Origin of the sequence: Congzhengia minquanensis, assembly GCF_014384785.1 — a bacterium.
In the GTDB taxonomy this organism is placed as follows: domain Bacteria; phylum Bacillota; class Clostridia; order UBA1381; family UBA9506; genus Congzhengia; species Congzhengia minquanensis.
In genome coordinates this window covers 293,550-318,623 of sequence record NZ_JACRSU010000001.1, presented here as the reverse complement: position 1 = coordinate 318,623, position 25,074 = coordinate 293,550, and the positions used below count along the sequence as shown (strand labels likewise).

At 46.1% G+C, this 25,074-nt stretch carries 23 protein-coding genes; 16 read left to right on the top strand and 7 right to left on the bottom strand.

All coding sequences use genetic code 11. From position 1 onward, the window contains the following. Positions 1-89 precede the first annotated feature (89 nt). The gene (locus H8698_RS01545) at positions 90-293 is read left to right on the top strand and encodes a helix-turn-helix domain-containing protein (RefSeq protein WP_249310874.1); all 204 of its coding nucleotides are present in this window, start codon (positions 90-92) and stop codon (positions 291-293) included. Further along, entirely contained in the window at positions 290-706 is a 417-nt protein-coding gene (locus H8698_RS01540; protein ID WP_249310873.1) for a hypothetical protein, read from the top strand. The genes H8698_RS01545 and H8698_RS01540 overlap by 4 nt, the downstream gene beginning before the upstream one ends. A 39-nt stretch (positions 707-745) precedes the next feature. Here the strand turns inward: H8698_RS01540 and H8698_RS01535 are convergent, their stop codons facing one another. Then, positions 746-1,564, bottom strand: a complete 819-nt coding sequence (locus H8698_RS01535) for a mechanosensitive ion channel family protein (protein WP_249310872.1) — start codon at positions 1,562-1,564, stop codon at positions 746-748. Between the two features lie 139 nt (positions 1,565-1,703). Here H8698_RS01535 and murD point away from each other — a divergent pair, with 139 nt between their 5' ends. Genes murD through H8698_RS01515 form a run of 4 tightly spaced genes read left to right on the top strand, consistent with a single transcriptional unit; the run spans position 1,704 to position 6,113 of the window. Further along, positions 1,704-3,074: a UDP-N-acetylmuramoyl-L-alanine--D-glutamate ligase gene (gene murD, locus H8698_RS01530; RefSeq protein ID WP_249310871.1), complete on the top strand. Its 1,371-nt coding sequence runs from the start codon at positions 1,704-1,706 to the stop codon at positions 3,072-3,074. Further along, complete coding sequence (locus H8698_RS01525; protein WP_249310870.1) at positions 3,071-4,114, top strand: zinc-binding metallopeptidase family protein; 1,044 nt, start codon at positions 3,071-3,073, stop codon at positions 4,112-4,114. The genes murD and H8698_RS01525 overlap by 4 nt, the downstream gene beginning before the upstream one ends. Next, a complete protein-coding gene (locus H8698_RS01520; RefSeq protein ID WP_249310869.1) occupies positions 4,105-5,121 on the top strand; it encodes a M42 family metallopeptidase in 1,017 nt (338 codons plus the stop codon). Before H8698_RS01525 ends, H8698_RS01520 begins: the two co-directional genes overlap by 10 nt. Further along, positions 5,118-6,113: a M42 family metallopeptidase gene (locus H8698_RS01515; RefSeq protein ID WP_249310868.1), complete on the top strand. Its 996-nt coding sequence runs from the start codon at positions 5,118-5,120 to the stop codon at positions 6,111-6,113. Before H8698_RS01520 ends, H8698_RS01515 begins: the two co-directional genes overlap by 4 nt. A 97-nt stretch (positions 6,114-6,210) precedes the next feature. Here H8698_RS01515 and H8698_RS01510 read toward each other — a convergent pair whose 3' ends face one another. Then, complete coding sequence (locus H8698_RS01510; RefSeq protein ID WP_249311500.1) at positions 6,211-6,771, bottom strand: phosphoribosyltransferase family protein; 561 nt, start codon at positions 6,769-6,771, stop codon at positions 6,211-6,213. Positions 6,772-7,010: 239 nt separating this feature from the next. Here H8698_RS01510 and efp point away from each other — a divergent pair, with 239 nt between their 5' ends. From efp to H8698_RS01495, 3 genes are read left to right on the top strand one after another with little or no spacing between them, the layout of a single operon-like run. After that, complete coding sequence (gene efp / locus H8698_RS01505) at positions 7,011-7,568, top strand: elongation factor P (RefSeq protein ID WP_177680631.1); 558 nt, start codon at positions 7,011-7,013, stop codon at positions 7,566-7,568. Between the two features lie 54 nt (positions 7,569-7,622). Then, a complete protein-coding gene (locus tag H8698_RS01500; RefSeq protein WP_177680633.1) occupies positions 7,623-8,051 on the top strand; it encodes a CD1247 N-terminal domain-containing protein in 429 nt (142 codons plus the stop codon). A 3-nt stretch (positions 8,052-8,054) separates the two neighbouring features. Beyond that, the gene (locus H8698_RS01495; RefSeq protein ID WP_249310867.1) at positions 8,055-8,513 is read left to right on the top strand and encodes an SLOG family protein; all 459 of its coding nucleotides are present in this window, start codon (positions 8,055-8,057) and stop codon (positions 8,511-8,513) included. On the opposite strand, the gene H8698_RS01490 is transcribed toward H8698_RS01495, so the two are convergent. Next, positions 8,504-9,817 (bottom strand): hypothetical protein, encoded by a 1,314-nt coding sequence (locus tag H8698_RS01490; RefSeq protein WP_249310866.1) that lies wholly within the window; start codon positions 9,815-9,817, stop codon positions 8,504-8,506. The genes H8698_RS01495 and H8698_RS01490 overlap by 10 nt on opposite strands. A gap of 210 nt (positions 9,818-10,027) precedes the next feature. Here H8698_RS01490 and H8698_RS01485 point away from each other — a divergent pair, with 210 nt between their 5' ends. After that, positions 10,028-12,070, top strand: coding sequence for a YcdB/YcdC domain-containing protein (locus tag H8698_RS01485; protein ID WP_249310865.1), 2,043 nt, complete (start codon positions 10,028-10,030; stop codon positions 12,068-12,070). Between the two features lie 66 nt (positions 12,071-12,136). Here the strand turns inward: H8698_RS01485 and H8698_RS01480 are convergent, their stop codons facing one another. Next, on the bottom strand, positions 12,137-14,116 hold the full coding sequence (locus tag H8698_RS01480; RefSeq protein WP_249310864.1) for a glycosyl hydrolase 115 family protein: 1,980 nt from the start codon (positions 14,114-14,116) through the stop codon (positions 12,137-12,139). Positions 14,117-14,246: 130 nt separating this feature from the next. Beyond that, positions 14,247-15,113 (bottom strand): AraC family transcriptional regulator, encoded by an 867-nt coding sequence (locus tag H8698_RS01475; RefSeq protein ID WP_249310863.1) that lies wholly within the window; start codon positions 15,111-15,113, stop codon positions 14,247-14,249. A gap of 230 nt (positions 15,114-15,343) precedes the next feature. Here H8698_RS01475 and H8698_RS01470 point away from each other — a divergent pair, with 230 nt between their 5' ends. From H8698_RS01470 to H8698_RS01445, 6 genes are all read left to right on the top strand, one after another. Continuing rightward, positions 15,344-16,123: an HpcH/HpaI aldolase family protein gene (locus tag H8698_RS01470; protein ID WP_249310862.1), complete on the top strand. Its 780-nt coding sequence runs from the start codon at positions 15,344-15,346 to the stop codon at positions 16,121-16,123. Between the two features lies 1 nt (position 16,124). After that, a complete protein-coding gene (locus H8698_RS01465; protein WP_249310861.1) occupies positions 16,125-17,186 on the top strand; it encodes a sialidase family protein in 1,062 nt (353 codons plus the stop codon). 103 nt (positions 17,187-17,289) lie between these two features. Continuing rightward, positions 17,290-17,835, top strand: coding sequence for a stage V sporulation protein T (gene spoVT / locus H8698_RS01460; protein WP_177679400.1), 546 nt, complete (start codon positions 17,290-17,292; stop codon positions 17,833-17,835). 134 nt (positions 17,836-17,969) lie between these two features. After that, a complete protein-coding gene (locus H8698_RS01455; protein WP_249310860.1) occupies positions 17,970-18,833 on the top strand; it encodes an aldose 1-epimerase family protein in 864 nt (287 codons plus the stop codon). 40 nt (positions 18,834-18,873) lie between these two features. Next, positions 18,874-20,232 carry a PHP domain-containing protein gene (locus H8698_RS01450; protein ID WP_249310859.1) on the top strand — a complete coding sequence of 453 codons (1,359 nt, stop codon included), beginning with the start codon at positions 18,874-18,876 and terminating at the stop codon, positions 20,230-20,232. A gap of 10 nt (positions 20,233-20,242) precedes the next feature. After that, complete coding sequence (locus tag H8698_RS01445; RefSeq protein WP_249310858.1) at positions 20,243-22,714, top strand: stalk domain-containing protein; 2,472 nt, start codon at positions 20,243-20,245, stop codon at positions 22,712-22,714. A 37-nt stretch (positions 22,715-22,751) separates the two neighbouring features. Here the strand turns inward: H8698_RS01445 and H8698_RS01440 are convergent, their stop codons facing one another. Both H8698_RS01440 and H8698_RS01435 read right to left on the bottom strand, forming a co-directional pair. Further along, positions 22,752-24,380: a sensor histidine kinase gene (locus tag H8698_RS01440; RefSeq protein ID WP_249310857.1), complete on the bottom strand. Its 1,629-nt coding sequence runs from the start codon at positions 24,378-24,380 to the stop codon at positions 22,752-22,754. Between the two features lies 1 nt (position 24,381). Further along, complete coding sequence (locus H8698_RS01435) at positions 24,382-25,053, bottom strand: response regulator transcription factor (protein ID WP_249310856.1); 672 nt, start codon at positions 25,051-25,053, stop codon at positions 24,382-24,384. Positions 25,054-25,074 lie beyond the last annotated feature (21 nt).

Sequence of the window (25,074 nt, the reverse complement as noted above, 5' to 3'; positions counted from 1 at the left end):
TTTTCATGGAAAGTATACTTGACATTTTTGATTGTGCGTGATACAATGCGTATATGGAAAGCGAACTTTACATTTGAGGAGGAGATACAGTGAATAACCGATTGGAGGAAATCCGCAAGCACCACGGCCTGACGCAGGAAGAGCTGGCCGACCGGCTTGCGGTTTCCAGGCAGACCATTGGCTCTTTGGAAAGCGGGCGGTATAACCCGTCCATTCTTTTGGCGTTTAAAATCGCTAGGCTTTTTCACTTGTCGGTAGAGGAAATTTTTTTATATGAGGAGGAAGAACAATGAAAAATAAAGCTTTGAACATTCTTTTGTGTGTGTGCGGAATTTTAATTGCGCTCGTTTCCGCTTTTGTTTTAAAGGGGCAAGTGCCCAAACAGCTCAGCGGCGTGCTGATTGGTATTGGGGCCGGGCTGTTTGGCATGACGGCGTCAAACCTGTTTCTAATTCGATATAACAGCCGCCACCCGGAGGAGAGCAGGCGGGCGGATATTGAATCCCGTGACGAACGCACCATCGCAATCCGCAACCGCGCAAAAGCAATGAGCGCCGACATAATCCAGTGGTGCATCATTGCATTGGCCGCGGTTTCCATCGTCATGGATGCGCAGCTATGGGTCACCTTGGTAATTGTCGGTGTGTTTTTATTAAAAAACGTGTTAGAGGTTATTTTGATGATAAAGTATGAAAAAGAGATGTAAAATAATCAACAGGCGCACTGAATTCAGTGCGCCTGTTGATTATTTTTCGAGATGCACGTCCAGCTGGGGGTAGGGGATTTGAATTCCGTTAGCATCGAAGGCTTTTTTCACCCGTTCTGTCAAATCAGATTTTACGTTTAGAAACTTGTCACATTCGCACCACACGTTTACGGAAAACACCAGAGCGCTGTCTGCCTGGTCGGAAAGATAAATCATAGGCGCGGGGTCGTCTAAAATAAATTCGCAGTCGTTTACCACGGCGTTTAAAATTTCTTTTACCTTGTCTAAATCAGAGTTGTAGCTGACGGAAAAGAGAAAATCAGCCCGCCGGGTTTTGTTGGCCGAAACATTTACCATTTTTTCGTTGGACACTGTGCCGTTGGGAAAAATGACCCTGCGGTTGTCCGCCGTGGTAATTTTGGTGTAGAACATGCCAATTTCCGTAACTGTGCCGCTTTCGCCTTCCACAGAAATAAAATCGCCCACATTAAACGGCTTGAAAATGAGCAGAATAAGACCGCCGGCAATGTTTGACAAGCTTCCCTGCAGTGCCAGGCCAATGGCCACGCCGGCAGAGCCCACTACCGTGACAACCGAGGCGGTAGGGAACCCTACGATAGACGCGGCGGTGACAATGAGCAGTATTTTTAGCGAAACATGTATAAAGTTTATGGTAAAGGTCTTCACGCCGCCGTCCATTTTAGACATGCCGCGGCTCTTTTTTAAAAACTTGATGAACATGCGCACCAGCTTAAATCCAATAACCAGCACCAACCCGGCGCCTAAAAGTTTTAGGCCGGTGCTTGCGCAGAAGGAAACAAACCGGGCCAGCAAATCAGATAGCATTTGTTTATCCATTTCATGATTCTCCTTTTTTCGTTTACATAGCACCCATTATATCAAAATCCGCCGGGGTTTTCAACCGATAAATTTCTTTACAAAATTTCCCTTTCGTGATATACTAAATAAAGAATTGTTTTGGAAAGAGGGCTAATAAATGACAGACAAAATAAATGCATTTAAAAACAATATAAAGGATAAAAAGGTGTCGGTAATTGGAATCGGGGTAAGTAACCGTCCCTTAATTCATTTTTTAGCTGAAAACGGGGCTGTTGTAACCGCCCACGATAAAAAGACAGAGCAGGAGCTGGGGGATGCGGCACAGGAGCTAATACAAAAAGGCATTCGGCTGGTTTTGGGCGAAGATTATTTAAACGGGATTGACGGCGAAATCGTGTTTAAAACCCCGGGACTTCGGTTCGACCACCCGGCGCTGACACGCGCACGGCAAAACGGGGCGCACATCACGTCGGAAATGGAAGTGTTTTTCGAGCTTTGCCCCGCAAGCATCATTGCAGTGACGGGCAGCGACGGAAAGACCACAACTACTACATTAATTTATAAAATGCTGTCGGAGGCGGGACTGAAAACCTATTTGGGCGGCAACATCGGCACGCCGCTGCTCTCACGGGTGGAAGAGATGAAAGAGAGCGATTATGTGGTGTTAGAACTTTCCAGCTTTCAGCTCCACACCATGAAAACCAGTCCCCAGGTTGCGGTGGTGACCAACATCACCCCCAATCATTTGGACTATCATAAAGACTATGCAGAATATATTGAAGCTAAAAAGAACATTTTGTCCTTTCAAAACCAGGACGGCACCGCAGTGTTGAATTTGGACAACGAGGTGACGGCTGGGCTTGTGAAAGAAGCGAAGGGGCGTGTGATGACGTTTTCTAAAAAGCACGTTTCGGCGGACATTTATTTTGACGGCACAGATATTTTTGTTTCCGGGAAAAAAGTGCTTGCGGCAAGGGACATTCAAATCCCCGGACAGCACAACGTGGAAAATTACATGGCGGCCATCGGCGCGGTTTATACACTGGTGCCGGAGGAGGTTATCCCCATTGTGGCCAAAACCTTTGGCGGCGTGGAACACAGAATTGAGTTGGTGCGGGAGCTTGGCGGCGTGAAATATTACAACAGCTCCATCGACTCGTCACCCAACCGCACGAAAAACACCCTAAATGTGTTTTCCCAGCCGGTGGTGCTCATTGCAGGCGGCAAAGACAAGGGAATACCCTATGATGAAATTGGAAAACCTATTTTAGACCATGTGAAAACATTAATTTTAATTGGCGCAACGTCCCAGGTAATTTACAGCGCGGTGAAAGCCGAAATGGACAGGCAAAACAAAAAAATCCCGGTGTTTTTTGAAACCGATTATGAAGCGGCGGTGCGCCGGGCAAAAGACGCGGCCGCCCCGGGCGACGTGGTGCTGCTTTCTAACGCCAGCACCAGTTTTGACATGTTCCGTAATTTTGAAGAACGGGGCAACCTTTTTAAGGAGTTGGTGAACAGGCTATGATAGAAATTTTAAAACAATTATCGGATGCAGGCGGCATTTCCGGCTTTGAGTTTGTTTTGGCGCCAAAGGTGGAGGAACTTTTAAGGCCCTATTGCGACGAGGTAACCCGGGACCAATGCGGTAATGTAATCGGCTGGGTGCACTGCGGCGAAACCGACGCGCCTACGGTGATGATTGAAAGCCACATGGACGGCATTGGCCTGATGGTGAAAAATATTACAGATCGGGGCTTTTTAACCTTTGTGCCCATCGGCGGCATTGATCCGCGGATTCTTCCTGCCAGCGAGGTGGTTGTCTGCGGGAAAAAAGAACTGTTCGGTGTTATCGGTGCAAAACCGCCCCACTTGCAGTCGCAGGAGGACGCAAAAAAAGCACCCAAAATTTCGGACATGGCAATTGACGTGGGAATGAGTGCGGAGGAAGTGAAACAAATCGTTTCGGTGGGCGACATGGTATATTTTAAAACCGAAGCCGTGTCCCTGCCCTGTGGCAAAGGCTTTTCCGGCAAATATTTAGACGACCGGGCGGGCGTCGTGTCCCTGCTCATTTGCCTAGAACGGCTAAAGGGTCATAAGCTTCCGTTCCACCTGGCTGTGCTGTGTGCAGTGCAGGAGGAAGTGGGCCTTCGGGGGGCTAAAATGGGTGCGCACAGCATTTTCCCCAGCGCTGCGCTGGTTGTAGACGTGTGCCACGGCAACACGCCGAACAGCGGGGCAGAGAGCGTGTTTGCTCCGGGCAGCGGAACAGTTTTAAGCCTGGGACCGAACATTCACCCAAAAATGGCGGAAATTGCAAAACGTGCGGCGGAGGAAAAGGGTATTCAATTCAGCTTAGACGTCGACGGCGGCAACACAGGCACCGACGCCTGGGCTGTTCAGGTGGCGCGAACGGGCATTGCCACGCTTTTACTTTCCATTCCGCTGCGGTATATGCACACCACAGTGGAAACGCTGAGCTTCGACGATGTTACTGCCACAGGCGACCTTTTGGCGGAAACGCTGATTCATTTAAACGGGGAGGATTTTTCATCATGTATTTAAAAGAACTGACTGGCCTTCCCGGCGTGTCCGGCGACGAGGGACAGGTTCGGGCATTTATCGCCGACAAGATGCAAAACTTGTGCGACGAACTGGTTACCGACAGCATTGGAAACCTCATTTGTTTGAAAAAGGGAACAGATGAAAATCCGAAAAGATTGATGGTCTGCGCCCACATGGACGAAGTGGGGCTGATTTGTTCCCGCATTACCGACGACGGGTTTATCAAGTTTAAGTGCGTTGGCGGCATCGATACCAGGGTGCTGGTGTCGAAAAAGGTGCGCATTGGACGCAGACTGATTTCCGGCGTCATTGGCGCTAAGGCAATTCACCTGCAGGAAAAAGAGGAGCGTGAGCAGGTGCCGAAGGTGACCGACCTCTACATTGACATTGGTGCAAAGGACAAAGCAGAAGCGGAAAAGCACGTGTCGGTGGGCGATTACTGTGTGTTCGACTCGGAGTTTGTGGAGTTTGGCAGCGGCTTTATCAAAGCCAAGGCGCTTGACGACCGGCTTGGATGTGCCTGCCTCATGTCATTGGCAGAGGAGCGGTTCGCGTTCGATCTTTATCTGGTGTTCACCGTGCAGGAGGAGGTAGGTCTTCGGGGCGCAAGGGTTGCGGCGGAACGCATTCGTCCTGATGCTGCCATTGTTTTGGAGGGCACGACTTGTTCGGACGTTTATGGAACAGACGAAAAAGACTATTCCACCATTTCCGGCGGCGGCGCGGCCCTTTCCATTTTAGACCGCGGCACCTACTACGACAAAGAGCTGACAAACGCGCTGTATGCCACGGCGAAACAACATGAAATTCCCGTGCAGTTTAAGCAAACGGCCTCCGGCGGGAACGACGCCGGGGCAATTCACACAGCCGCAGGCGGTGTGAAAACCGCGGCAATTTCCGTTCCTGCCCGGTATATTCACTCGCCCTCGTCGGTAGTGAACAAATCAGACTATGAGGCGCTTAAGACCTTAATTCATACTTTTTTAAAGGAGGGCTTTTGTAAATGAAACTTTTAAAAATGCTGGCCCAGGCCGCAGGGCCTTCCGGCAATGAGAACAGTGTGCGCGAAGTGATTAAGCGGGAGGTTGCCCCTCTGGCGGATGAAGTATATACCGACAATTTGGGAAGTCTGATTGCCCGCATAAAAGGGGACGGGCCAAAGGTGATGATTGATGCCCACATGGACGAGGTGGGTGTAATTGCCACGTTTGTTGAAGACAGCGGTCTGGTGCGGTTTGCAAGCCTCGGCGGCTTAATGACGAACACCGCCCTTTCTCAGCGGGTTCGCTTTTTAAACGGCGTTTTGGGCGTGGTTTCAAAAGAACAAAAGGAAAACGTGAAAGAGCTGAAGTTTGCAGATTTTTTCATCGACATTGGCGCTAAAAACAAAGCTGATGCTGAGAGCAGAATAAAAGTGGGCGACGCGGCCTGCTTTGAAGGCCCGTTTGAAGTAATCGGCACCCGGGTGGTTTCTAAGGCCTTAGATGACCGGGTGGGTTGTTATGTGCTGATTGAAACCATGAAAAAAATTAAGGAAAGCGGCGGATGTAAAAATGATTTATATTTTGTGTTCTCTGTGACCGAGGAACTGGGCCTAAGGGGCGCAAGAGCCGCGGCAGGCGGCGTTTTGCCTGACTTTGCCGTTGCGGTAGACGTGACCATGACAGGTGATTTGCCGGGAAAAAACAAAATGGCAGTTCAGCTTGGCGGCGGCCCAGCGGTGAAAGTGAAGGACAATTCCATTCTCTGTCACCCCTATATGAAAAACTTTATGGTGCAAACTTGTGAAGAAAACAACATTCCGTTTCAAATGGAGGTTTTAGAGAGCGGTGGCACCAACGCCGGTGCAATTCACATATCGAACGGCGGCGTGGTCACGGGCGCAGTTTCCATTCCCGCACGGTTTATCCACACCCCCTGTGAAATGGTGGACATGGGCGACATTAACGGCGCGGTGACGCTGCTGACCAAAATGGCAGAAACAGGCTTTTCCATGTAATTTTATGCATGAATACCGCATCTAAGCATGTTCGCATAGAATAAAAAAAAGAGAGGGCATTTTTTCATGCCCTCCCGTTTGCAGACAAAATGATTTGCTATTCCATTATTGAGCCGTCTGGGTGAAACAACGGCAGTTTTTCCAAATAGATGATGTCGCTGCGGTCTGCCGCCTCGCCTTCGGCTAAAACCGCCATGCGGCCGGAAATAATGCCGTCCACGTGGTTCACCAGCTTTTCTAAAGCCGCTAAAGATTCGCCTGTGCTGATAACGTCGTCTACAATTAAAACGCGCTTGTTTTTCATAAACGCCGCGTCGCTTGCGTCGATGCTCAGTTCCTGCTGGTGGTCGGTGGTAATGGAGTTCACCTTCACGGTGACAATGTCTTTCATGTAAAGCTTGGGCCCCTTGCGGGCAACGATATATTTGTTCGTGCCGGCCTGGCGCGCCATTTCGCAGATTAAGGGAATTCCCTTTGCCTCGGCGGTTAACATCACGTCAAACTCCGGCGCGCGGGAGAGAAGCTCTTTTGCGCAGGCTGTAGTAATTTCCACATCGCCGAACATGATGAAAGCGGCGATATATAAATCGTCCGTCACGCGGCAGAGTGGCAGGGACCGTTTTAAGCCCGCAATTTCCATTTCATAAGCAGTTTTCATTGGTAAATCAAAACCTTTCAAAATTTGCTTTTGCCCGCCGTGTCGAAATGCGCCGGACAACGTTTTTATTATATAAAAATTGGAGCGCTAAGTCAATAAGGAATTTTAAAATTCGCAATTTCATGTAAAATTGTGAAAAAATTTACTTTTTTTATAAAATACACTTGCATTTTCGGACAAATTCATTTAAACTATAGTATAGGAAAATTGTGTATATTAATATTTATGGAGGTTAACATATGATATCAGCAGGAGAATTCAGAAACGGCGTTACGTTTGAAATGGAGGGCAACGTGTTCCAGGTTGTGGAATTTCAGCACGTAAAGCCGGGAAAGGGCGCAGCGTTTGTCCGCACAAAGTTGAAAAACGTAATCACAGGGGCCGTGGTGGAAAAAACGTTCCGTCCCACTGAAAAAATGCCCAAAGCGCATATAGACAGAAAAAGCATGGCTTATTCATATAACGACGGCGATCTTTTCTATTTTATGGACAACGAAACATTTGATATGATGCCCTTGGGCAAAGATCAGCTTGGCGACGCGCTTAAGTTTGTAACGGAGAATATGAACGTTACAATTCTGTCTTATAAAGGCAGCGTGTTCGGCGTTGAGCCCCCCACCTTTGTGGAGCTGAAAATCACCGAGACGGAGCCGGGCTTTAAAGGCGACACATCTACCGGCGCAACAAAGCCTGCAACGCTGGAAACCGGAGCTCAGATTAATGTTCCCCTATTTGTTGACCAGGGCGACACCATCCGCGTAGACACAAGAACCGGGGAATATATGGAACGTGTTTAAGGAATACTATATTTTATTGGCAAATCAGCCAAATTTTGAAAGGAGCGAGGAATTATGGCATATCTCAGCGAGAAAGTAGCATACTTAAAAGGCCTGGCCGAAGGCATGAAACTGGACGACACAAAAAACGAGGGAAAAATGCTTTTGAAAATCATCGACGTGCTGGATGAAATTGCAGCAACCGTTGAAGAGCTGGACGAAGAAGTTTTAGATAACACAGAACGCATTGAAGAGGTGGAGGACTGCTTAGACGACGTGTGCGAAGACCTCTACGACGACGAGTGCGACGGTTGCACCGGATGCGACGGCGATGAAGATGAGGACTTTGACGAGGAAGAGGAGGACATGGAATTTTATGAAGTGGAGTGTCCGTCCTGCAAGGAAAAAGTTTATTTTGACGAGGATATGATTAACGACGAGGTATTAATCTGCCCCAACTGCAACGAAAAAATTGAAATCGAGTTTGAAGAGGGAGAGGAATAATTCATGGGTTCCTGCTGTTTCACAGGCCACCGGGCAATGAGCATGGAGGAGCAACAGCGGATTTATCCAATCCTGATGGAAAAACTTACAGAAGCAACGGCAAAAGGCGTCACCGTTTTTAGAAACGGTGGCGCCTTAGGCTTTGACACGATGTCGGCTTTGAGCGTAATTAAATTAAAGGAAAGACATCCGCAACTCAAGCTCTTTATCGACGCGCCCCACAGGGGCCAGTCGGAACGTTGGGAGGAGTTTGACAGAAATGTTTATGAATATATATTGGCCCGTGCCGACAAGGTTACGTATGTATCGGAACGCTACCAGAGGGGCTGCATGCAGAAGCGCAACCGCTTTATGGTAGACAATTCTGACTTTGTGATTGCATATGTAAAAAGAATCCGCGGCGGCTCCTATTACACTGCCTGCTATGCAGAAAGCCTGGGCAGGGAGGTTGTTTATTTATGACCGTCTTCGCGCGCAGCGTTTTCAGCCGCCAGCCGGTCAATTTGACCCATGTCCTCCGCTAAATCTGTTTTGCCCATTGCCGCCCGCTCCAGGGCGGTTATTTTTTTCAGCATTTCCACAATAATGTCGTTCTGGCTCTTTAAAAGCTTTCGCACAGCCGCCATGTCAGCGGTGTAAACACTGCGGCGCACATAGTCTGTGCCGGGCGTTCCGTGCCGTGGATTAAATTCCAGCTGCTGGGCGTGTTCCGTGCCGGCGGGGGTATTCTGCCTGCGGTGAGTTTCCGTGCCGCCGTTGGGAGTTTCGCTCCGAAGCGCCTGTCTTCTGGGCTTTTCTTTCGGAGGGTGCTCTAAAATGTCACGGGTTAAGTAGAGCATAATTTTCCCGTCCTGGCGGTAGCCGTAGGTGAAAAAGCTTTCGCTGTCCGACTGAATGTGGTACAGCACGTTCTCCTGGGTGGTGCCGCGGATATATTTTTTCGGTGCATTCCACTTGTTATTTTCCGACAGCGCGGTGGTCATTACCAGCCCGTTTTCACACCAGCTGATGGACAGGCGGCCGCCGACGTCCGACATCGCAAGTCCCTCCGACTGGCCGGAAACCAAATGCACAGCAGAAATGGCGCATTCATCGGTGTTGGTGTTTTTTGTCAGGAACAAAATGTTTACAAACTTGTCAAAGGCGGCATAGGCGGCAATTTGCAGGTTGTCATCTTCATCTGCCGTTATTGCGGCGTGCTCTAAATTGCAGCCGCAGTCTAAGGGCTGAAACCCGTCAAAATCCTTCCGCGACCAGCGGAACTTTTTGGTGCCGTAAACCTCCTCGCCGTTTCGGTAGAGCAGGGTTAAATCGCTGGTTTGGTGGCTGCAGACAGAAAAGTCCGTGCCTTGAATGTAGTCCACCACCTTGGGTTGCCCGGCAGCATCGCCTAAGAGCTGGTGCACCAAAATATCGTCATCCTTGGAATGAATGACGTAAAACAGATTTACAAAGTTTCCAATGAGGGTTAGCGTGAGATTTTTAAACGCAGGCGTTTTATCCCGGTTCTCCAAAAGCCGGCGGGTGGTCCAGGTTTCCCCGTCGAAGGTTAAATATACAATGGCTCCGGCTGCGTCCTGGCACACAACGTGGATGTGTTTCTCCGTAGCGGCGGCGTAAAAGTCGTCATAGGCGCCGGGAAGAATACACTCCGAAAATGTAAATCTGGCATCGGCCTTTTTGCTTACACAAAGCCCCTGGGCGGGTTTTATAAAAAAGTGATACCAGGTGCCGCCAAAGGCAATAATATGTTCTCTCTTCATCATTTTCACCTTTCCATGTATTACGTTTGCTTATTAATAACGTATGAACCTTGGAAACTGAAAATGCCTTTCGTAAAATTTTTTTTAAAATTTTTAAAAGCAGGGAACTTTTTGCAAAAATGAACGTCACAATTAATAAACCGGGGCAATTTATAATTGCCCCGGGAGGATTGACAAAACTACATGCTAATTTTGGCAGAAAGGGAAATGATTATGAAAAAAGTAATATCGCTTATGCTGGCGGTTCTGATGAGCCTGTCGGTTTCAGGCGCTGTGTTTGCAGACGCTGAGGTCAGCGAAAACATGAAAAATGCAATTTTGCTGGCAAAGGACAAACTGGGAATTGACGACAAGACTTATGTTATGGAGGACTGTTCTGAAACGGAAAACCGCGGCGAAAAAACCTATTCCATCACCTGGAAAAGCCGGGGCGAATATGACAGCGGCAATATATCTGTGGAAATTGACGGTGACGGACTGGTGTGGAGCTACGGAGAATATTATAACCGCAGCAGCGAATCAAAACCCCTTCCGGCTTGCACGTGGGACGAGGGAAAACAGGCGGCCCAGGCATTTTTAGAGGCCATGAACCCGCAAGTGGCCAAAGAAGCCGTGTTTGATGACATTATTTATTCAAAATACAGCGGAAACTTTACCGTTACATATGTGCGTATGCACAACGGCATTAAAGTGAACAACACAGCGGCAGTTACGGTGAACGCGGATACCCGGAAAGCCGTGGGGCTAGACTCCAACTGGAACAAAAATGCGACCTTTGAAGAGGGCACTCCCATCTCGCTTGACCAAGCGAAAGACGTGTTCAAAAGCGACATCGCCTACGACCTTTATTACTATGAAAAGGCTCCGTCCTATTATGCGGACGATGCGGCAGACAATGAGATATGCATAATTTATATGATAAAAGGCGAAAATAAGTATATCAACGCGTTCACCGGAAATCTTGAAACTTACGGCGAGCTTGCCAAAAACAGTGGCGGTGGTTCAAGTTCAAGAAACGAGGCTCTGAAAGACGAAATGTCCGACAGCGGCGATAAACCTTCCCTCTCTGAGGAAGAAATTGCTTATATTCAGGAGGTAGAAGGCCTCATTTCCAAAGAGGAGGCAGAAGCAAAAGCCCGTGCTGTTTCCGAATTTCAGCTTAGCAGCGAAATGAAGCTAACCGCGGTTTCGTTAACTACGTCTTACCGCGACGAATATATCTACCGCCTGTCGTTCCACAACGGCAAGGAGAATGAAGATTATAAATTTGCCTCCGTTACGGTGGACGCGAAAGATGGCGTGGTAATCAGCTTTGACTCCAGTCCTTGGAGCTACCGGGAACTGACAGAGGAGGAGAAGGCTGAAAAACCGGCCATTGATAAAGCAAATGCGCTGAAATTCATACAGCAATATTATCCCGATTTGGCCGGCATGGTGGAAAACACACAAAATAATGAATATACCACCTATTTTGCCAGGGTGCACGATGGCGTAGCGTTCAGCAACAACGGTTTTTCCTTTCATTACCGCGACGGCAAGCTGGCCTCCTTTGACCTTTCCTGGTCGAAGCTGGACATTCCGTCAAAATCCGCGGCGAAACCATTGGATGAGGCCTATGGCGTGATTTTGGGCGAGGACAAATTTACCCTAAGCTACATTCCTACCTACAACGAAAACCAGTGCGAAATGAAACTTGCCTACAGATTAGATGATGTGTCTGTCTACAGCGCGGTGAGCCTGCGTCCGTTAAATTACAGAATGGAAGAAAAGGAAGATTTTGAAATTGCTTACACCGATATCACAGGCCACTATGCGGAAAATGCAATTCGAAAGCTGGCAGAAGTTGAGCTTGCCCTGGGTGACCCGAAGGAGAACGAATTCCACCCGGAAGAAACTGTGAAGCAGGAGGAGTTTTTAACCTTTGTCTGCAAAGCGTTTGACCGAGGCACCCATGATATGTATAAAAACTTAGTTTCGTCCGGTATTTTAACAAAAGAAGAAATTGCGCCGGAAAAGGACGTTACCAGAATGGAAGCAATTCGTTACATTGTGAAGCTGTTTGGTATGGGCGAGGTTGCAGAAAAAACCGGCATTTTTAAAGATATTTACACAGACGTCAGCGAGGCTGACAGAGGCTATGCGGCAATTGCAGCCGGATATAAAATTGTAAACAGCGAGGTAACAGAGCTTTATCCCGAAAACGGGCTGAGACGCGCAGACGCTGTGATGATGATGTATAACTGGCTGACAAAATAAAACTCCATTTAAAATGGAACCCCTCACGCAAACAGCCCGGAAAGCACATGCTTTCCGGGCTGTTTGTCATATGGTTTTTAAATAGGTTAAAACGTCTTGCTTCATTTGTAGAATGTTCATTTTTTTGTCCCCGCGATACCAGTTTAAAAACACGCCGGTTTCAGCACAGGCACGTTTTGTTAAAATGTCTTCCAAATTTTTAGCCGCCTGGGTTAAGAATACGCGCGCTTCCTGTTTATTTTGCCTCCTTGCAGAATCCGTCCCAAGCTTTACGTTTTTTGCATAATCATATAGGCAGTGCATAACATAACTTTGCAGTTCTAAAGAGCTGATTAAGTGCGCTTTTGCCGCGCCGCTAACGCCGCTTTCTTTTTTTACGTCGGCATACACTTCGTTAAACCCTATAGACGCGGCTTCAAACAGCTTTTCCATGCCCGGGTCGTGAAAATGTTCATCGCCTGTCATTAAATCCTGTGCAAAGCGCCGCAGGAAGCCGTCGTTAAGCGAGAGGTTATGGAAAGGAAGCGGGCCATATTCGTGATAGTTAAAATTGTTTCTATCGCAATACCAGCGCAAAAGCTCGCCGCTCCCTTCTGCAAAGGCGTTGAAATAGCGCCGGTAAAATGTGCAAACCGTTTCTGCCGCACTGCCGTAAAGCTGCGTGCAATATTGTAAAACGGTGTCAGTTGCACTGCTTATATCCCATGCCATTTTTGAAAATCCGAAGGCCGACATGGTAAATTCTCTGATGTTCGAAATGTTTAAAATAGCATAGTCCCCACAGGCGGATTGAAGGGCTGTTTCAAGGCAATAACGCATTTTTTCCGGTTGCGTGCCCTCGGTTAAGTGGGGGCCCCAGTTCCAAAACTGTACGTGGTAATATACACCGTAACTTCGGCCTTTTTCCCGCTTAACCCGCCAAAAATCGTCCGACCACAACTGATTATACCCAATATCAGAAAAAATGATGGTCGTCTTTTGGGGAATGGTTAAAAAGCCCTGGTTAAACAAATCAGCCCCCTCCATCCACAGGGTAGCAGTGGAATAAAAGTTTTCCGTGCCCAAAACGTCTTTCACCAGCTCATATTGGGCATGAATTGCGTCGGAAATCAGGCTGCCGCGCTCCTTTGGCGTGCTGCCTACCAGCCTGTCGGCGTGCCACACCGGGCGGTCTGCCTTTCCCCTAAGGCCAAGCTGCCAGATAACACGGGGATATTTAGCCCATTTTTGCGCATAGTGCCGCCAAATTTCAATCATTTTTTCCCGGTTTGAGATGAACGAAATTTCACACTTCTCACCGCGGGCTTTCAAATAGTTTTGAAAGGTAAAGTAAGAAACGCCCATAGGTTCAATGTGGTGCTGGGAAACATAAAGCCCGCGGCGAGCGCAAATTGCAACCAGCGTTTCTTCTGCCGGATTACAAATGTCCACGAAAGAGGAGGGAATGATCAGATTCATCTTAAGCCGCAGGACGGTTTCCGCCACCATTTCCATTGCCTGCGGATGAATGACCTGGCCGTAGAACGGATAGTCGATATCCCGTGTTCCGCCATTTTCCATCCACTCTGTTAATAAGTCTTCGTCGTTTAAAAAGAAACCGCGGAAGCCAAAGCTTTTTGGCCTGCCGGAAATGGTTTGTGCCGGAACGGCCAAATTCTGCCGCACATCGGGCAGAACGCCGTCAAATAAATAGCAGGGCGGAATGTTTAAAATCTCCTCGCAAAAGGTGTAAATGCCCCACATGGTGCCAAAATCGTCTGTTCCTAAAATATAGATCATATTTTCCTGCACTGTGATGGCATAGCCCTCTTTGCCTGTCGGCTGTTCTGCACCTCTTGCCGCTTCTGCCGCCTGTGGATTGGAAACGGTGCCGATAAATATTGAGTTTGCCTTTGGCACGCCGTAGGCAAGCGGTTTCGGGCGTTCTTGGCCGGACAATCGGCAAAGGTCTTTTTGCAAATCCTCTGCGGCAAGATACACCCAGCTTTCCTCGCCGTCTGCGGCAAAAATTTCTGCGCTCTTTCCATTTTCGATTAGCTGAAACATAATGGTTCTCCTCCTTTTTTCTTAATTATTATATCACAGTTGTTGGCTGCGTCAAGCAATAAAACAGGAAAAAAGTTGCACGATTCGCTGCATCTTGACAGCAGATTTCATATATTTCATGATAATCATTTCAAATATATTTTCTATACACTCCAGGAGATACGCCCACTTCTCTTTTGAAAAATGCATTAAAATAATACTCATTTGAAAAACCTAAAGTATAACTTATTGTTGTTACAGATATTTTTTTGTTTTTCAGCATCTCTTTGCTATGCTGTATCTTTTTTTTATGTATATATTTCAACAGTGTTTTACCTGTTCGATTTTTGAAAATTCTATTTAAATATATCTCGTTGTACTTGCAATAATCTGCAATATCTTTACATGACAAAAAAATATTTGAATTGTCATCTATATATTTTTTTATTTTATTGACTAATAAATCTTGCGAAGATATGGTTGTTTGCGGCATATATTCTTCATATTTTCCTAAAATCAAAAGTTCATTTATCAACTCAAAAATTCTATTTCTGATGATATATGATGATAAAACATTATCCCTGTCACATTCGGAAAATATGCAATTCAAATTATTGATAGTCATTTTAGATAATTTGTATATATAAAAATCAAGAGCAGAAAAAGCTTTGTTTATCGTACTATTTTCAAGTAATGAAAAGGCGATAGAAAATCTTTTTAGATTTCCTGTATAATATTTGCTTAAATGCAATGAACCCGGAGCAAGAATCATAGCTTCTCCCGACTTAATTGAAAAAGTTTTCCCATTTTTATCAGCAATTATATTTTCGCCATCTAAAACAAAGTGTAATTCATAAAAAGTATGTTTATGAAGCTTATTATTAAAAATAGTTGAGGTTTTATTAAAATCTTCGTGCTGCAGCCACAAAATCTCAATCTCAAACGGATCGTTTACATTGGGTATTACTAATTTAGAAAGCCTATTTGCTCGGCTTAATGAGTATTCATTTAAAATCAAAATCAATTACACCTCCATATTTAATTATACAATATATCCTTATATAAATACAACAAAAAAGTTTAAAATTTATAAAAAATGTTGGATTTTCATATTGAAAGATAAAATGTTAAATGATAATATTTTAAATAACATTTTTACTTCACTCACACATTAAGCATTTAAAATTACGCATTGTAATTGCATTTTGCAATTGCCTGATAATAATATATATAAAAAAGGGTGGTATTTTGAACGAATTAAAGAGAAAGATTAAATTCAAAGAACATACTTGCGGTACCATTATAAATATGACTGATATTTGTGTCAGTGATATTTTTAGTAGGATAGGATATGATTTTTTGTGGATTGACTTTGAGCATTCCTATTTATCTTATGAAGATATTTTAGCACATACCACAATTGCAAAAGCTAATGGAACACCTGTTATAGTAAGAGTTCCGCAATATGATTTTACAGCAACAAAAAAGGTTCTTGAAATGGGTGTTGATGGAATAATCTTCCCTATGGTAAAAACACCAAAGGAAGCAAAAGAGCTCATTGAATTTTCTTTGTATCCACCTGAAGGAACAAGAGGCTTTGGACCAATGGCAGCCATTAGCTATGGCCTTTATGATACAAATAAATATGTAAAAAATGCGAATAAAGATATTTGTCGATTTGTTCAAATAGAGTGCGGCGAAATCATTGACGATTTAGATGAGCTTATGCGAAACGAGTGCATTGATGGATACATATTTGGCCCGAATGATTTATCAGGCTCTATAAATGATTTTCTTAATGTATATGATGAAAAGACAACCAAGTTAATGGAGCATACAATAAAAAAACTAAAAGAGAATAATAAATATGTAGGAATTGCAACAGGTTCTAATAAACAAGATGTTATTGCACATTGGCACAATATGGGTGCTGACATGATATGTTCAGGTGGCGATTATGGATTTCTTACCGAAGGAAGTGTCAATATGTTTAACATTTTGAAAAATAATCATAAGGAGGGAAAATAGAATGAATAACAAAAAAATAATTAAAGGAAAAGTAAAAGATATTAAACTGAGCGAACCGATTCTGTATATTGATAACGAAGCGAGAAACAGAAGTGGTCACATGGGACATCCTATGCTTAATTTAGGGAATGGCAAAATTATAGATTTTAACTCAAATGTTTCAAGTATTAGGTGCGATGGTCATTCCGGCTTTGGCTGGATGGAATATCGACTTTCCGAGGATTATGGAGAAACTTTTGGTGACTTTATCGAAATTCCATATACAAAAAATGTGCTTTTAGATGGACTATATTCTGCTATTATTGAAACAGCCGTAGCCTGTGATGATGGTTCCATCGTTGCGTTTTGTAATATTTTCTCGCAGGAAAATTCGGTTTGCTGTAACCCGTACGGAAAACCAACTTACATTCGTTCTATGGATGGCGGCAAAACTTGGGAAAACGCTAAAACTCTCTCTGAATTTGAGGGAAGAGTGTACGCTTCAAGATACCATAAGGGTTCAATTTACACGTTGGAATTTTGCAACAGAGAAGTTGTTGGAGCAAACGAGAATGATCTTTATCGCATATTCATGAGCAATGATAATGGAAAATCTTTCAATGAATTATGCGTTGTACCTTTTGAATCAACTAAGGGGCGGTTTTATGGCACAATCCAATTTGATATGAATGATAATTTGTTTGTGTATGCATATAATGAAAACTGCGAAGAAGAAATGGACTATGCTATCAGTAAAGATTTTGGAAAAACATGGTGCAAAACAGGGGTTTGTTATCTTGATAAAAAAATAAGAAACCCACAAGTTGCCATTTTGGATGGCCAATTTATTCTTCATGGCAGAGAAGCAGGAAATATAAATTCTTTCGTATTATATACATCTGAAGACGGAATCAATTGGGATGAGGGAAGCAGAATTGTAGATTATCATCCGGCTGTTTCATTTTATTCAAATAATGTCATTGTAACAAAAGATGAAAAAGATAGGCTCCTTGTTCAATATTCACAAACATATAAAGAAAGTTGTTGTGTGAACATTTATCATATGTGGATTGAAAGTATATAAATTTAAACTTTCTGCTAAATTCCAAAATTAAATTGTATAAAAACTCCTTTTTTACTAACAATAGTTATTGTGAACTAAAAAGCAAAAAGGAGATTTTTAAAATATGAAAGCGACGGGAATAGTCAGAAGAATAGACGACTTGGGACGCGTAGTTATTCCGAAAGAAATCCGCAGGACACTCCGCATCAGAGAAGGCGCACCTTTAGAAATCTACACGGGCAAGGACGGCGAAGTTATATTTAAAAAATATTCTCCTGTGGGAGAGCTTGGCGAGTTTGCGGGTGACTATGCGGAAACGTTGGCGAAAACAAGCGGTTTTCCCATCTGCATTACTGACATGGACAGCGTTATTGCCGTTTCCGGCGTGCCCAAGCGCGAGCTTTCCGACAAGAAGGTAAGCACCGACATTGAAAAGCTCATGGAGGAGAAAACCACTTTTATCTGCCGGGGACAGGAAAACAAAACCGTTCCCGTTATAGAGGGCAGCGAGAAATATAACGCGGGCATTGTGGCCCCCATTGTGTCCGAGGGCGACACCATTGGCTCGGTGGTGTTCTTTTCAAACGAGCAGGCTCCGAAAATGGGCGAGATTGAAGAAAAACTTGCACTTTCCGCAGCAGGATTTTTAGGACGGCATATTGAGCAGTAATCAAATAGAAAGAAAAGCCCGGAGTGAAATCTCCGGGCTTTTCTTCTGCGCCAAACCACTTGATTTTAAAACCAATTTATGTTAAACTGTTTTTAACATTTTACGATGACAAACCACAACAGGAGGATTTGCACATGGCAGAACAAGTAACAATCAAAAACGGATTTTTAACGGTGGACATCAGCACCCTGGGTGCGGAAATCCAGCGCGTTAAGGGCGCGGGAGGCACAGAATTTTTGTGGAATGGGGACGAAGCGGTCTGGAGCGGCAGGGCCCCTATTCTGTTTCCCATCTGCGGCGGCCTGAAGGAGGACAAATATGTGCTGGAGGGCAGGGAATATACCATGTTCAAGCACGGTTTTATCAAAAATAAAACCTTTACCGTTGTTACGGCAGAAGACGCTAAGGCCGAGCTGGTGTTTTGCTCAGACGAAGAAACGAAAAAGGAATATCCCTATTCTTTTGCTTTCCGTGTAATTTTTGAGCTGACAGGAAACAGTCTCGCCGTTTCCTACAAGGTTGAAAACGAAAACGGTAAAACCATGTATTTCAGCGTAGGTGCCCACGAGGCATATGCCTGCCCGGACGGCATTGAAAATTACAGCGTGGTGTTTGAAAAAAACGAAACGTTAGACAGCTACATTTTAGACGGGAACCTGTTGGAGAAAAGTTTTATCCGCGTTATGGAAAACGGCACGGAGTTCCCCTTAAAGTATGACTATTTTAAGGTAGATGCGCTGGTGTTTAAAAGCCTGCAGTCAAGAAAAGTGACACTGGTTCATAAAAATTCAGCAAAAAAAGTTACAGTTTTCTTTCCAGGGCACGACTTTTTCCTGCTGTGGACCAAGCCCACGGGACGATATATCTGCTTAGAGCCTTGGTGCGGCATTCCCGACGGGGTGGACGCAGATTTCGATTTTGCCAACAAAGAGGGAATTATCCCCCTGCCGGCTGGTGAAACTTACACGGCAGCTCACACCATAACCTTTGAGGAATAGATTGAACGATTAAATAAAAACAACAGGGAGGTATGTGAAAATGAAACCGGAGCTTGTTAAATTCACCGTTGCGCCATCGGTGGTGCAGGCGGACTGCGAAAGCGAAATTCAAATTACGAGCCAAGACGGCTGTTTCCAGTTTTTCGACGACGTGACCTACGACGTGGAGTTTATTCCCATGGAGGAAAGCGACGTCCCCATGGATCAGGCCATGTCGCTGCGTGGGTTCGACCTGAACAGAAAATCCGTTCAGGCCAGGCCGGAACACGGCATTTTAAAACTGCGCTATTTCTTTTCGGGCGAGCAGGAGTGGAAAATCCACATTTCTACAGCCGGATATGGGCCGCATTTAAACCCGCTTTATGAACCCTACCGCCCCTATTGGGACAGCTTGATGAAAGCCCCGGAGCAGGGCGTATACCTCTCCGTCTATTCATTAAAGTCCGACCTGTTCGGCCGGCGGGCGCTGAGGGGCGATTTGCATATTCACACGTCGAGATCCGATGGGAAGGAAACGCCTGAAATGGTTGCGGCCGAATACCGCGCCGCAGGCTATGACTTCATTGCCATAACCGACCACAACGTTTTCGGCACGGCAAAAAATGCAATAGAAAAGTTTCAGTTTCAAACAGATTTTCAAATATTCATGGGCGAAGAGGTGCACAACGGCTATGCGGGCTATTTCCACATGGTGAACGTTGGCGGAACCTACAGCGTGAACGATATCTATTTAAACGATCCCCAGCGGGTGGAAAAAGAGGCCCAGGCACTGGCGGAAGAAGTGGAAGTGCCAAAGGGCTTGGACAGACGCGAATATTTAAACCGAGTTTGGCTTTACCGGGAAATTAAAAAAAGCGGCGGGTTTGCTATTTATCCCCACCCCTACTGGCAGGTTTCTCACCACTATCACACGGAAACAAAAATGACGAGAGCAATTTTAAAAAACGGCCTCTGTGACGCCTATGAAGTGCTGGGCGGCTGCGGGCCGGAGGACAACAACCTGCAAACCGCGCTTTACAGCGAGCTGCGGGCAGAGGGAACAGAGGTTCCGGTGGTCGGCTCAACCGACAGCCACTCGGTTTTAGACGCACGGACGCATTTTAAAAATGCGTCTACCATTGCATTTGTTCAAAACGGCGACGTGTTAGGTGCAGTTGCGTCGGGCTACAGCGTTGCAGCAGAGCACCTGCCCGGTGAAAGCACAAGGGTTTATGGTCCGTTTCGGCTGGTGAAATATGCCCAGTTCCTCCTGCAAAACTATTTCCCGGTTCACAACCGGCTTTGCCAGGCGGCGGGAACCGCAATTTTAGGGCTGGTGTGCGGTGAAAATATAAACGCTTTGGCAGAGGCGCAGGAGGCACGCGTTGCCTCCTTTGAACAAAAATTCTTCGGCAGATAAGGAGTATTTCATGAAAAAAATAACGGCACTTTTCCTTGCAGTTTTGTTCTTGTTTCCATCCCTTTCCGCCGGCGCGGAAGAACCGGGCGCAGACGCTCCTGTCTTAGAGTTTGCCGCCAATGAGAATGGAAAATATATTTACTGCAACAACCCGGAATGGATTCGGCGTGAAAATCTGGCGGATAACTCTAACCCAAATCCAAAGTTTTTAATGAATAATGAAAATTTGGGCCCTGACCAATATGCCATGTTCATTTCTTTAGTGAACAGAACGGAATTGCCAAAAGCAAACGGAACAGGATTTGGCACACAGGGATTCGACATTGAGGTGGACGTGCTTGTCCGCGCTAAGGAGGACACAGAGCTTCGCCTTACATCAGTTGGGTTTGAGGTGCCGGAGCAAAGAAAATATTATTTAAACGGAAACGCATATACCGCAGAGGAGGACTTAGGGTGCTTCACAGCATGGGCAAGCTATTTAAAAACGCCCGTTTCACAGCTGGACTCAGGCAAAAGCTACCAGCCTGTGCCCTTTCACGAAACCACGGTTACGGTGAAAAAGGGTGAAGCGGTGTGGCTGAGCAGGTTCATTCCCAACTACCGCGAGGTGCCCTTCTGCCGCGTGGTGCACATGATGGCAGACTTTGAAATTGTGTCTGGTATGGCAGATGTGAATATTGCGGCTCTGCGGTCTACCGGCGTACTTTCAGACAGGAGCAATTTCGTAAAGGACGCGGCCTTCGGCTCCTATGTGCGGGAAAATCAGCACAAGGGAATTGCAGACGCAAAAAATCAGGTGGACGCAAGCCTCAATTTTGTGATTGACGACTCGTTCACCGATGGGACAAAGCTTCCTGTGACAATTGTAAATCAATATGCCTATGAAGGCAATACGGTGACGAACTGGTTCACCAACCTAAACCCCAGGGCCGACCCGTGGAATAAATATAACGCGGCGGAGTCTTCGCTTTTAAAATTTCGTTATGAAGACCCAAAAAAGCGCAGCTACTACGGGAAAAATGTGCCGGTATCCCAGCAGAACAACGTGTGGCGCTTCGACTCGGAGCATGCAGATACCACCCAATATCCCGGCAGAATTTGCGGCTTTACAAAAAATCAATATGTTCCAAACTTCCCGCTTTCCGGCTCGGTTGACGAAAGCCTCTGTCCCAATTTGGGCAATTACGGCGTGTTTCAAAACTATCACATCACCATTGACAACCAGGGAAAAGAGGACAAATATTTTTTGTATAAGCTTAACACCATGTCCAACAATTTAATTATTCTGCGGGACGAAAATGGGGACGTTTTACAGCCATACCCTGTTACCAAGGGGGCAACGGCTGTAAAAGAGAGCGACTGTCTGGCCTGTGTGAAGCTCCCCGCTGGAGTGAACACGAAATTTACACTCACCGTGGTGCTCACCACCAACCACTACGGCGGTATGGAAAACGCCTTTGTTGTCAGCGACATGCCAAGCCCTGTGAAAACCTATGACGATTCATGCCTATATAATGTAAAGGACACATCGTTTACAGGAAACGAAACATTAAAATGGACTGACGGCAATCTGCTGAAAACCCAAAACGGTCGAACTTTTGAAAACACAGGCATGACGGAAACTACGAAACGCCAGTTTCACGGCCGGGTGGGCGAAATGCGGTTTTTATACACACCGGCCGGGTATGTTGCCAAATCCTGCCTGTACGACGGCACGCCCTACTACAACGTGCGCGAGTTCTACCGGGATGTGTACCTGTTAGATGAAAGCTTTAACATAAAGCTGAGCCACCGGTTCGACAGTTATGCTACAGATATGTCCTATGCAAACGGGAAATTTTATGTAAATGCAGGAACAATTTTCGAGTCGGAGGATTTTGTGACCTGGAACAAGTCTGCTCTTACCGAAATGCCCGTCGGAAATTTGGGAACCCTTGCTGCATATATGAAAAACGGCAGACTGTTTTTGTCGGTATGTGGGGAAGAATTCTTACAGCCAGAGGCTGTGCCCCCGGCGTATGTGGACGCAATCGGCAACGTGTTCTACTGCGCAGACGGACGCGATTTGTTCGTTTCAGCCAACTGCTTGAGCTGGAAAAAATATACTTTCCCAGAGAAAATTAACACTTTGGGCAGACACGGAAATATACTCACGGTAAACGGCGCTCAAGAGGTGGACGTATCAGAGGTTTTCAGCACCACCGCTGTAAAGCTTGGCGATCAGCTGTTAGAACTTACCGTCCCCATGTTGGTAACAGAGGATGAAACCGCCTATATTCCGCTCCGCGCTTTTGCGGAAGCGGTTGGCGCCGCAGTAAGCTGGGACGCAGATGCAGGCGCGGCAAAGGTTTTTTATGAAAAAAACGAATTTGTGTTCTCTAAGCACAATTTTGGCGGCACCATGTATCTTTCAGAAACAGAAGCGGAAGAAGTGCTCAAAAAGGACGTAAAGGCGTATCAAGACGCAATTATCATTCAATAAAAGAAACGAACCGCGTAAATTTCGCGGTTCGTTTCTTTTATTGATGGAAGACTACAGTAAATGTCGAGCCTTCGCCCAGAGTGCTTTTTACAGAGATTTCAGCGCCGCTGGACTGTACAATGTGCTTAACAATGGAAAGCCCCAGCCCCGTTCCGTTCACTTTTTTCGAGTGACTCTTGTCTACCCGGTAAAACCGTTCAAACAGGCGGTCAATGCTGTCGGGCGGAATTCCAATGCCCGTGTCAGCTACGCACAGCATGTTATTGGAAAGCGTAACCGTAACCGAGCCGCCGTCCTTGTTATACTTTAAAGCATTGTCACACAGGTTAAAAATCAGCTCGTGCATCTGCCTGCGGTTGGCAACCACCTGGGTATCGCCGCCGGCAAGCGTAAGTAAAATGTCTCGTTTTGCGGCCTGTGCCTCAAGCGACTCTAACACCTCGGCGGCCACGGCTTTTAGCGAAACGTTTTCCTTTTGCGCTGCCGGGCCGTTTTCCTCTAAGTTAGAGAGAGCAATAATATCGTCGATTAGCGTTATCAGCCGCGCACTTTCCTTTTCAATTTTTGCGGCAAAGCCTTTCACGTCCTCCGGCTTGGCAATGCCGTTGGTAATGATTTGGGAATAGCCGAAAATGGTGGTTAAAGGCGTTTTCAATTCGTGGGACACGTTGGCCGAAAACTCCCGGCGTATTTGCTCCGACCGATGCTTTTCACTTACGTCGAACATCAAAATAACCATGCCGCAGACAATATTTTGCTCAAAAACCGGCGTGAAAAACATTTGATATGTTTTGCCGCTGGCTTCAAACAGCACGTCGTTGTTTTTGCCCTGTGAGGCCTCTTTTAGGTGCTGCTCAAACTGTCCGCTGTTTGGAATGGACAAAAAGGGTTTATATTTTACATCTCGTTCGTCCGCATTTAAAATCTCCTGTGCGCAGCGGTTCATGGCAAGAATATTGCCGGTGCTGTCTAAGATTACCAGCCCTTCATTCATGTTGGAGGTAACGGTTTGCAGCTGCAGTTTCTGCGACTTTGCCTTGTCGCTTTGACGCTTAATTTCCGTGTCCTGGTTGGTGAGTTTTGCAATGAGGGGCTTAATCTCCTCATACATACTGTCCGTATCGGCAAAGTTCATCAGCGCGGCTTCGCGAAACGGTGCAATGATGTTGTTGGTAATGGCCCGCGCAACGTTAGCGGCCACAATGGAAATGAACACCGCGGCCAAAACCGCCACAAACAAAATTCCGCCGAACAGTGCAGGCAGGTTGTGACGCGTGGAGGCAACGCAAAGTACATTTCCGTCAGAAAGGTATGTCATACAATAATAAGTTTTTGAAAAGTTCTCTAAATGGAATGTTGAATAAACAGAAAAGTCGTTATTGCCGTGCAATATGTTTGCGCGTATCTTTTCAGCGGAAATGGGCAGATCGGAGCCATAAACTTTTTGTCCGCCGGCGGAAAAAACAGCAAACTGATTTTCAAAGGTATGCCCGCTTAAATCGCCGCCTGTGTCGGCAAGTTCATAAATCAGCCTGGTTTCTGTTACAAGCTCAGATTTCACCTGCTGGGTCAGGCAGACATAAAACGCTGACAGCATAAAAACAATGGCAAGGGAAAGGGTTAAAATGGTGAGCAGACACATGCTGCGATAAATTTTCTGAAACATGTCAGTCCACCTTATAGCCCACGTTCCGCACGGTTTCAATGCAGCTTCCTGCCGCGCCCAGCTTTTGCCGCAGGGTACGAATGTGCACGTCCACCGTTCTCGACTCGCCCTTAAAATCCGTGCCCCAAACACTGACCATCAGCTTGTCACGAGTCATTACAAGTCCCTTGTTACGAATAAGCTGGGAAAGCAGCTCAAACTCTTTGAATGTAAGGGTAACTTCGTTTTCACCCACCGTTACCCGGCGGGAGTTGCTGTCCACTGTAATGTTTCCTAACTTTAATACCCCGGCGGTGGTCTTTTTTGCGCTGCGGCGGAGCACTGCGTTAATCCGCGAAATCAGCTCGGGAATATCAAAGGGCTTGGTAACATAGTCGTCCGCACCGCCGTCTAAGGCCTTAATCTTGTCAATCTGACCGGATTTTGCTGTGAGCATAATGGTAGGAATGGAAGCTGTTTCTCCGCTCGCTTTCAGCTTTTTTAAAATCTGCATTCCATCCTCGTCGGGCAACATTATGTCTAACAGCACCAGCGAGGGAGTTTTGGTTTTCATTCCTTCCCAAAAGGCGGCTGCGCTGTCAAACCCCGTTACCCGGAACCCGGAGGAGCTTAACGTATATTCAATCAGTTCTTTAATATCGGCGTCGTCCTCAACGCAAAAAATATCCTGCATACCAATAAACCGCCTTTCGCT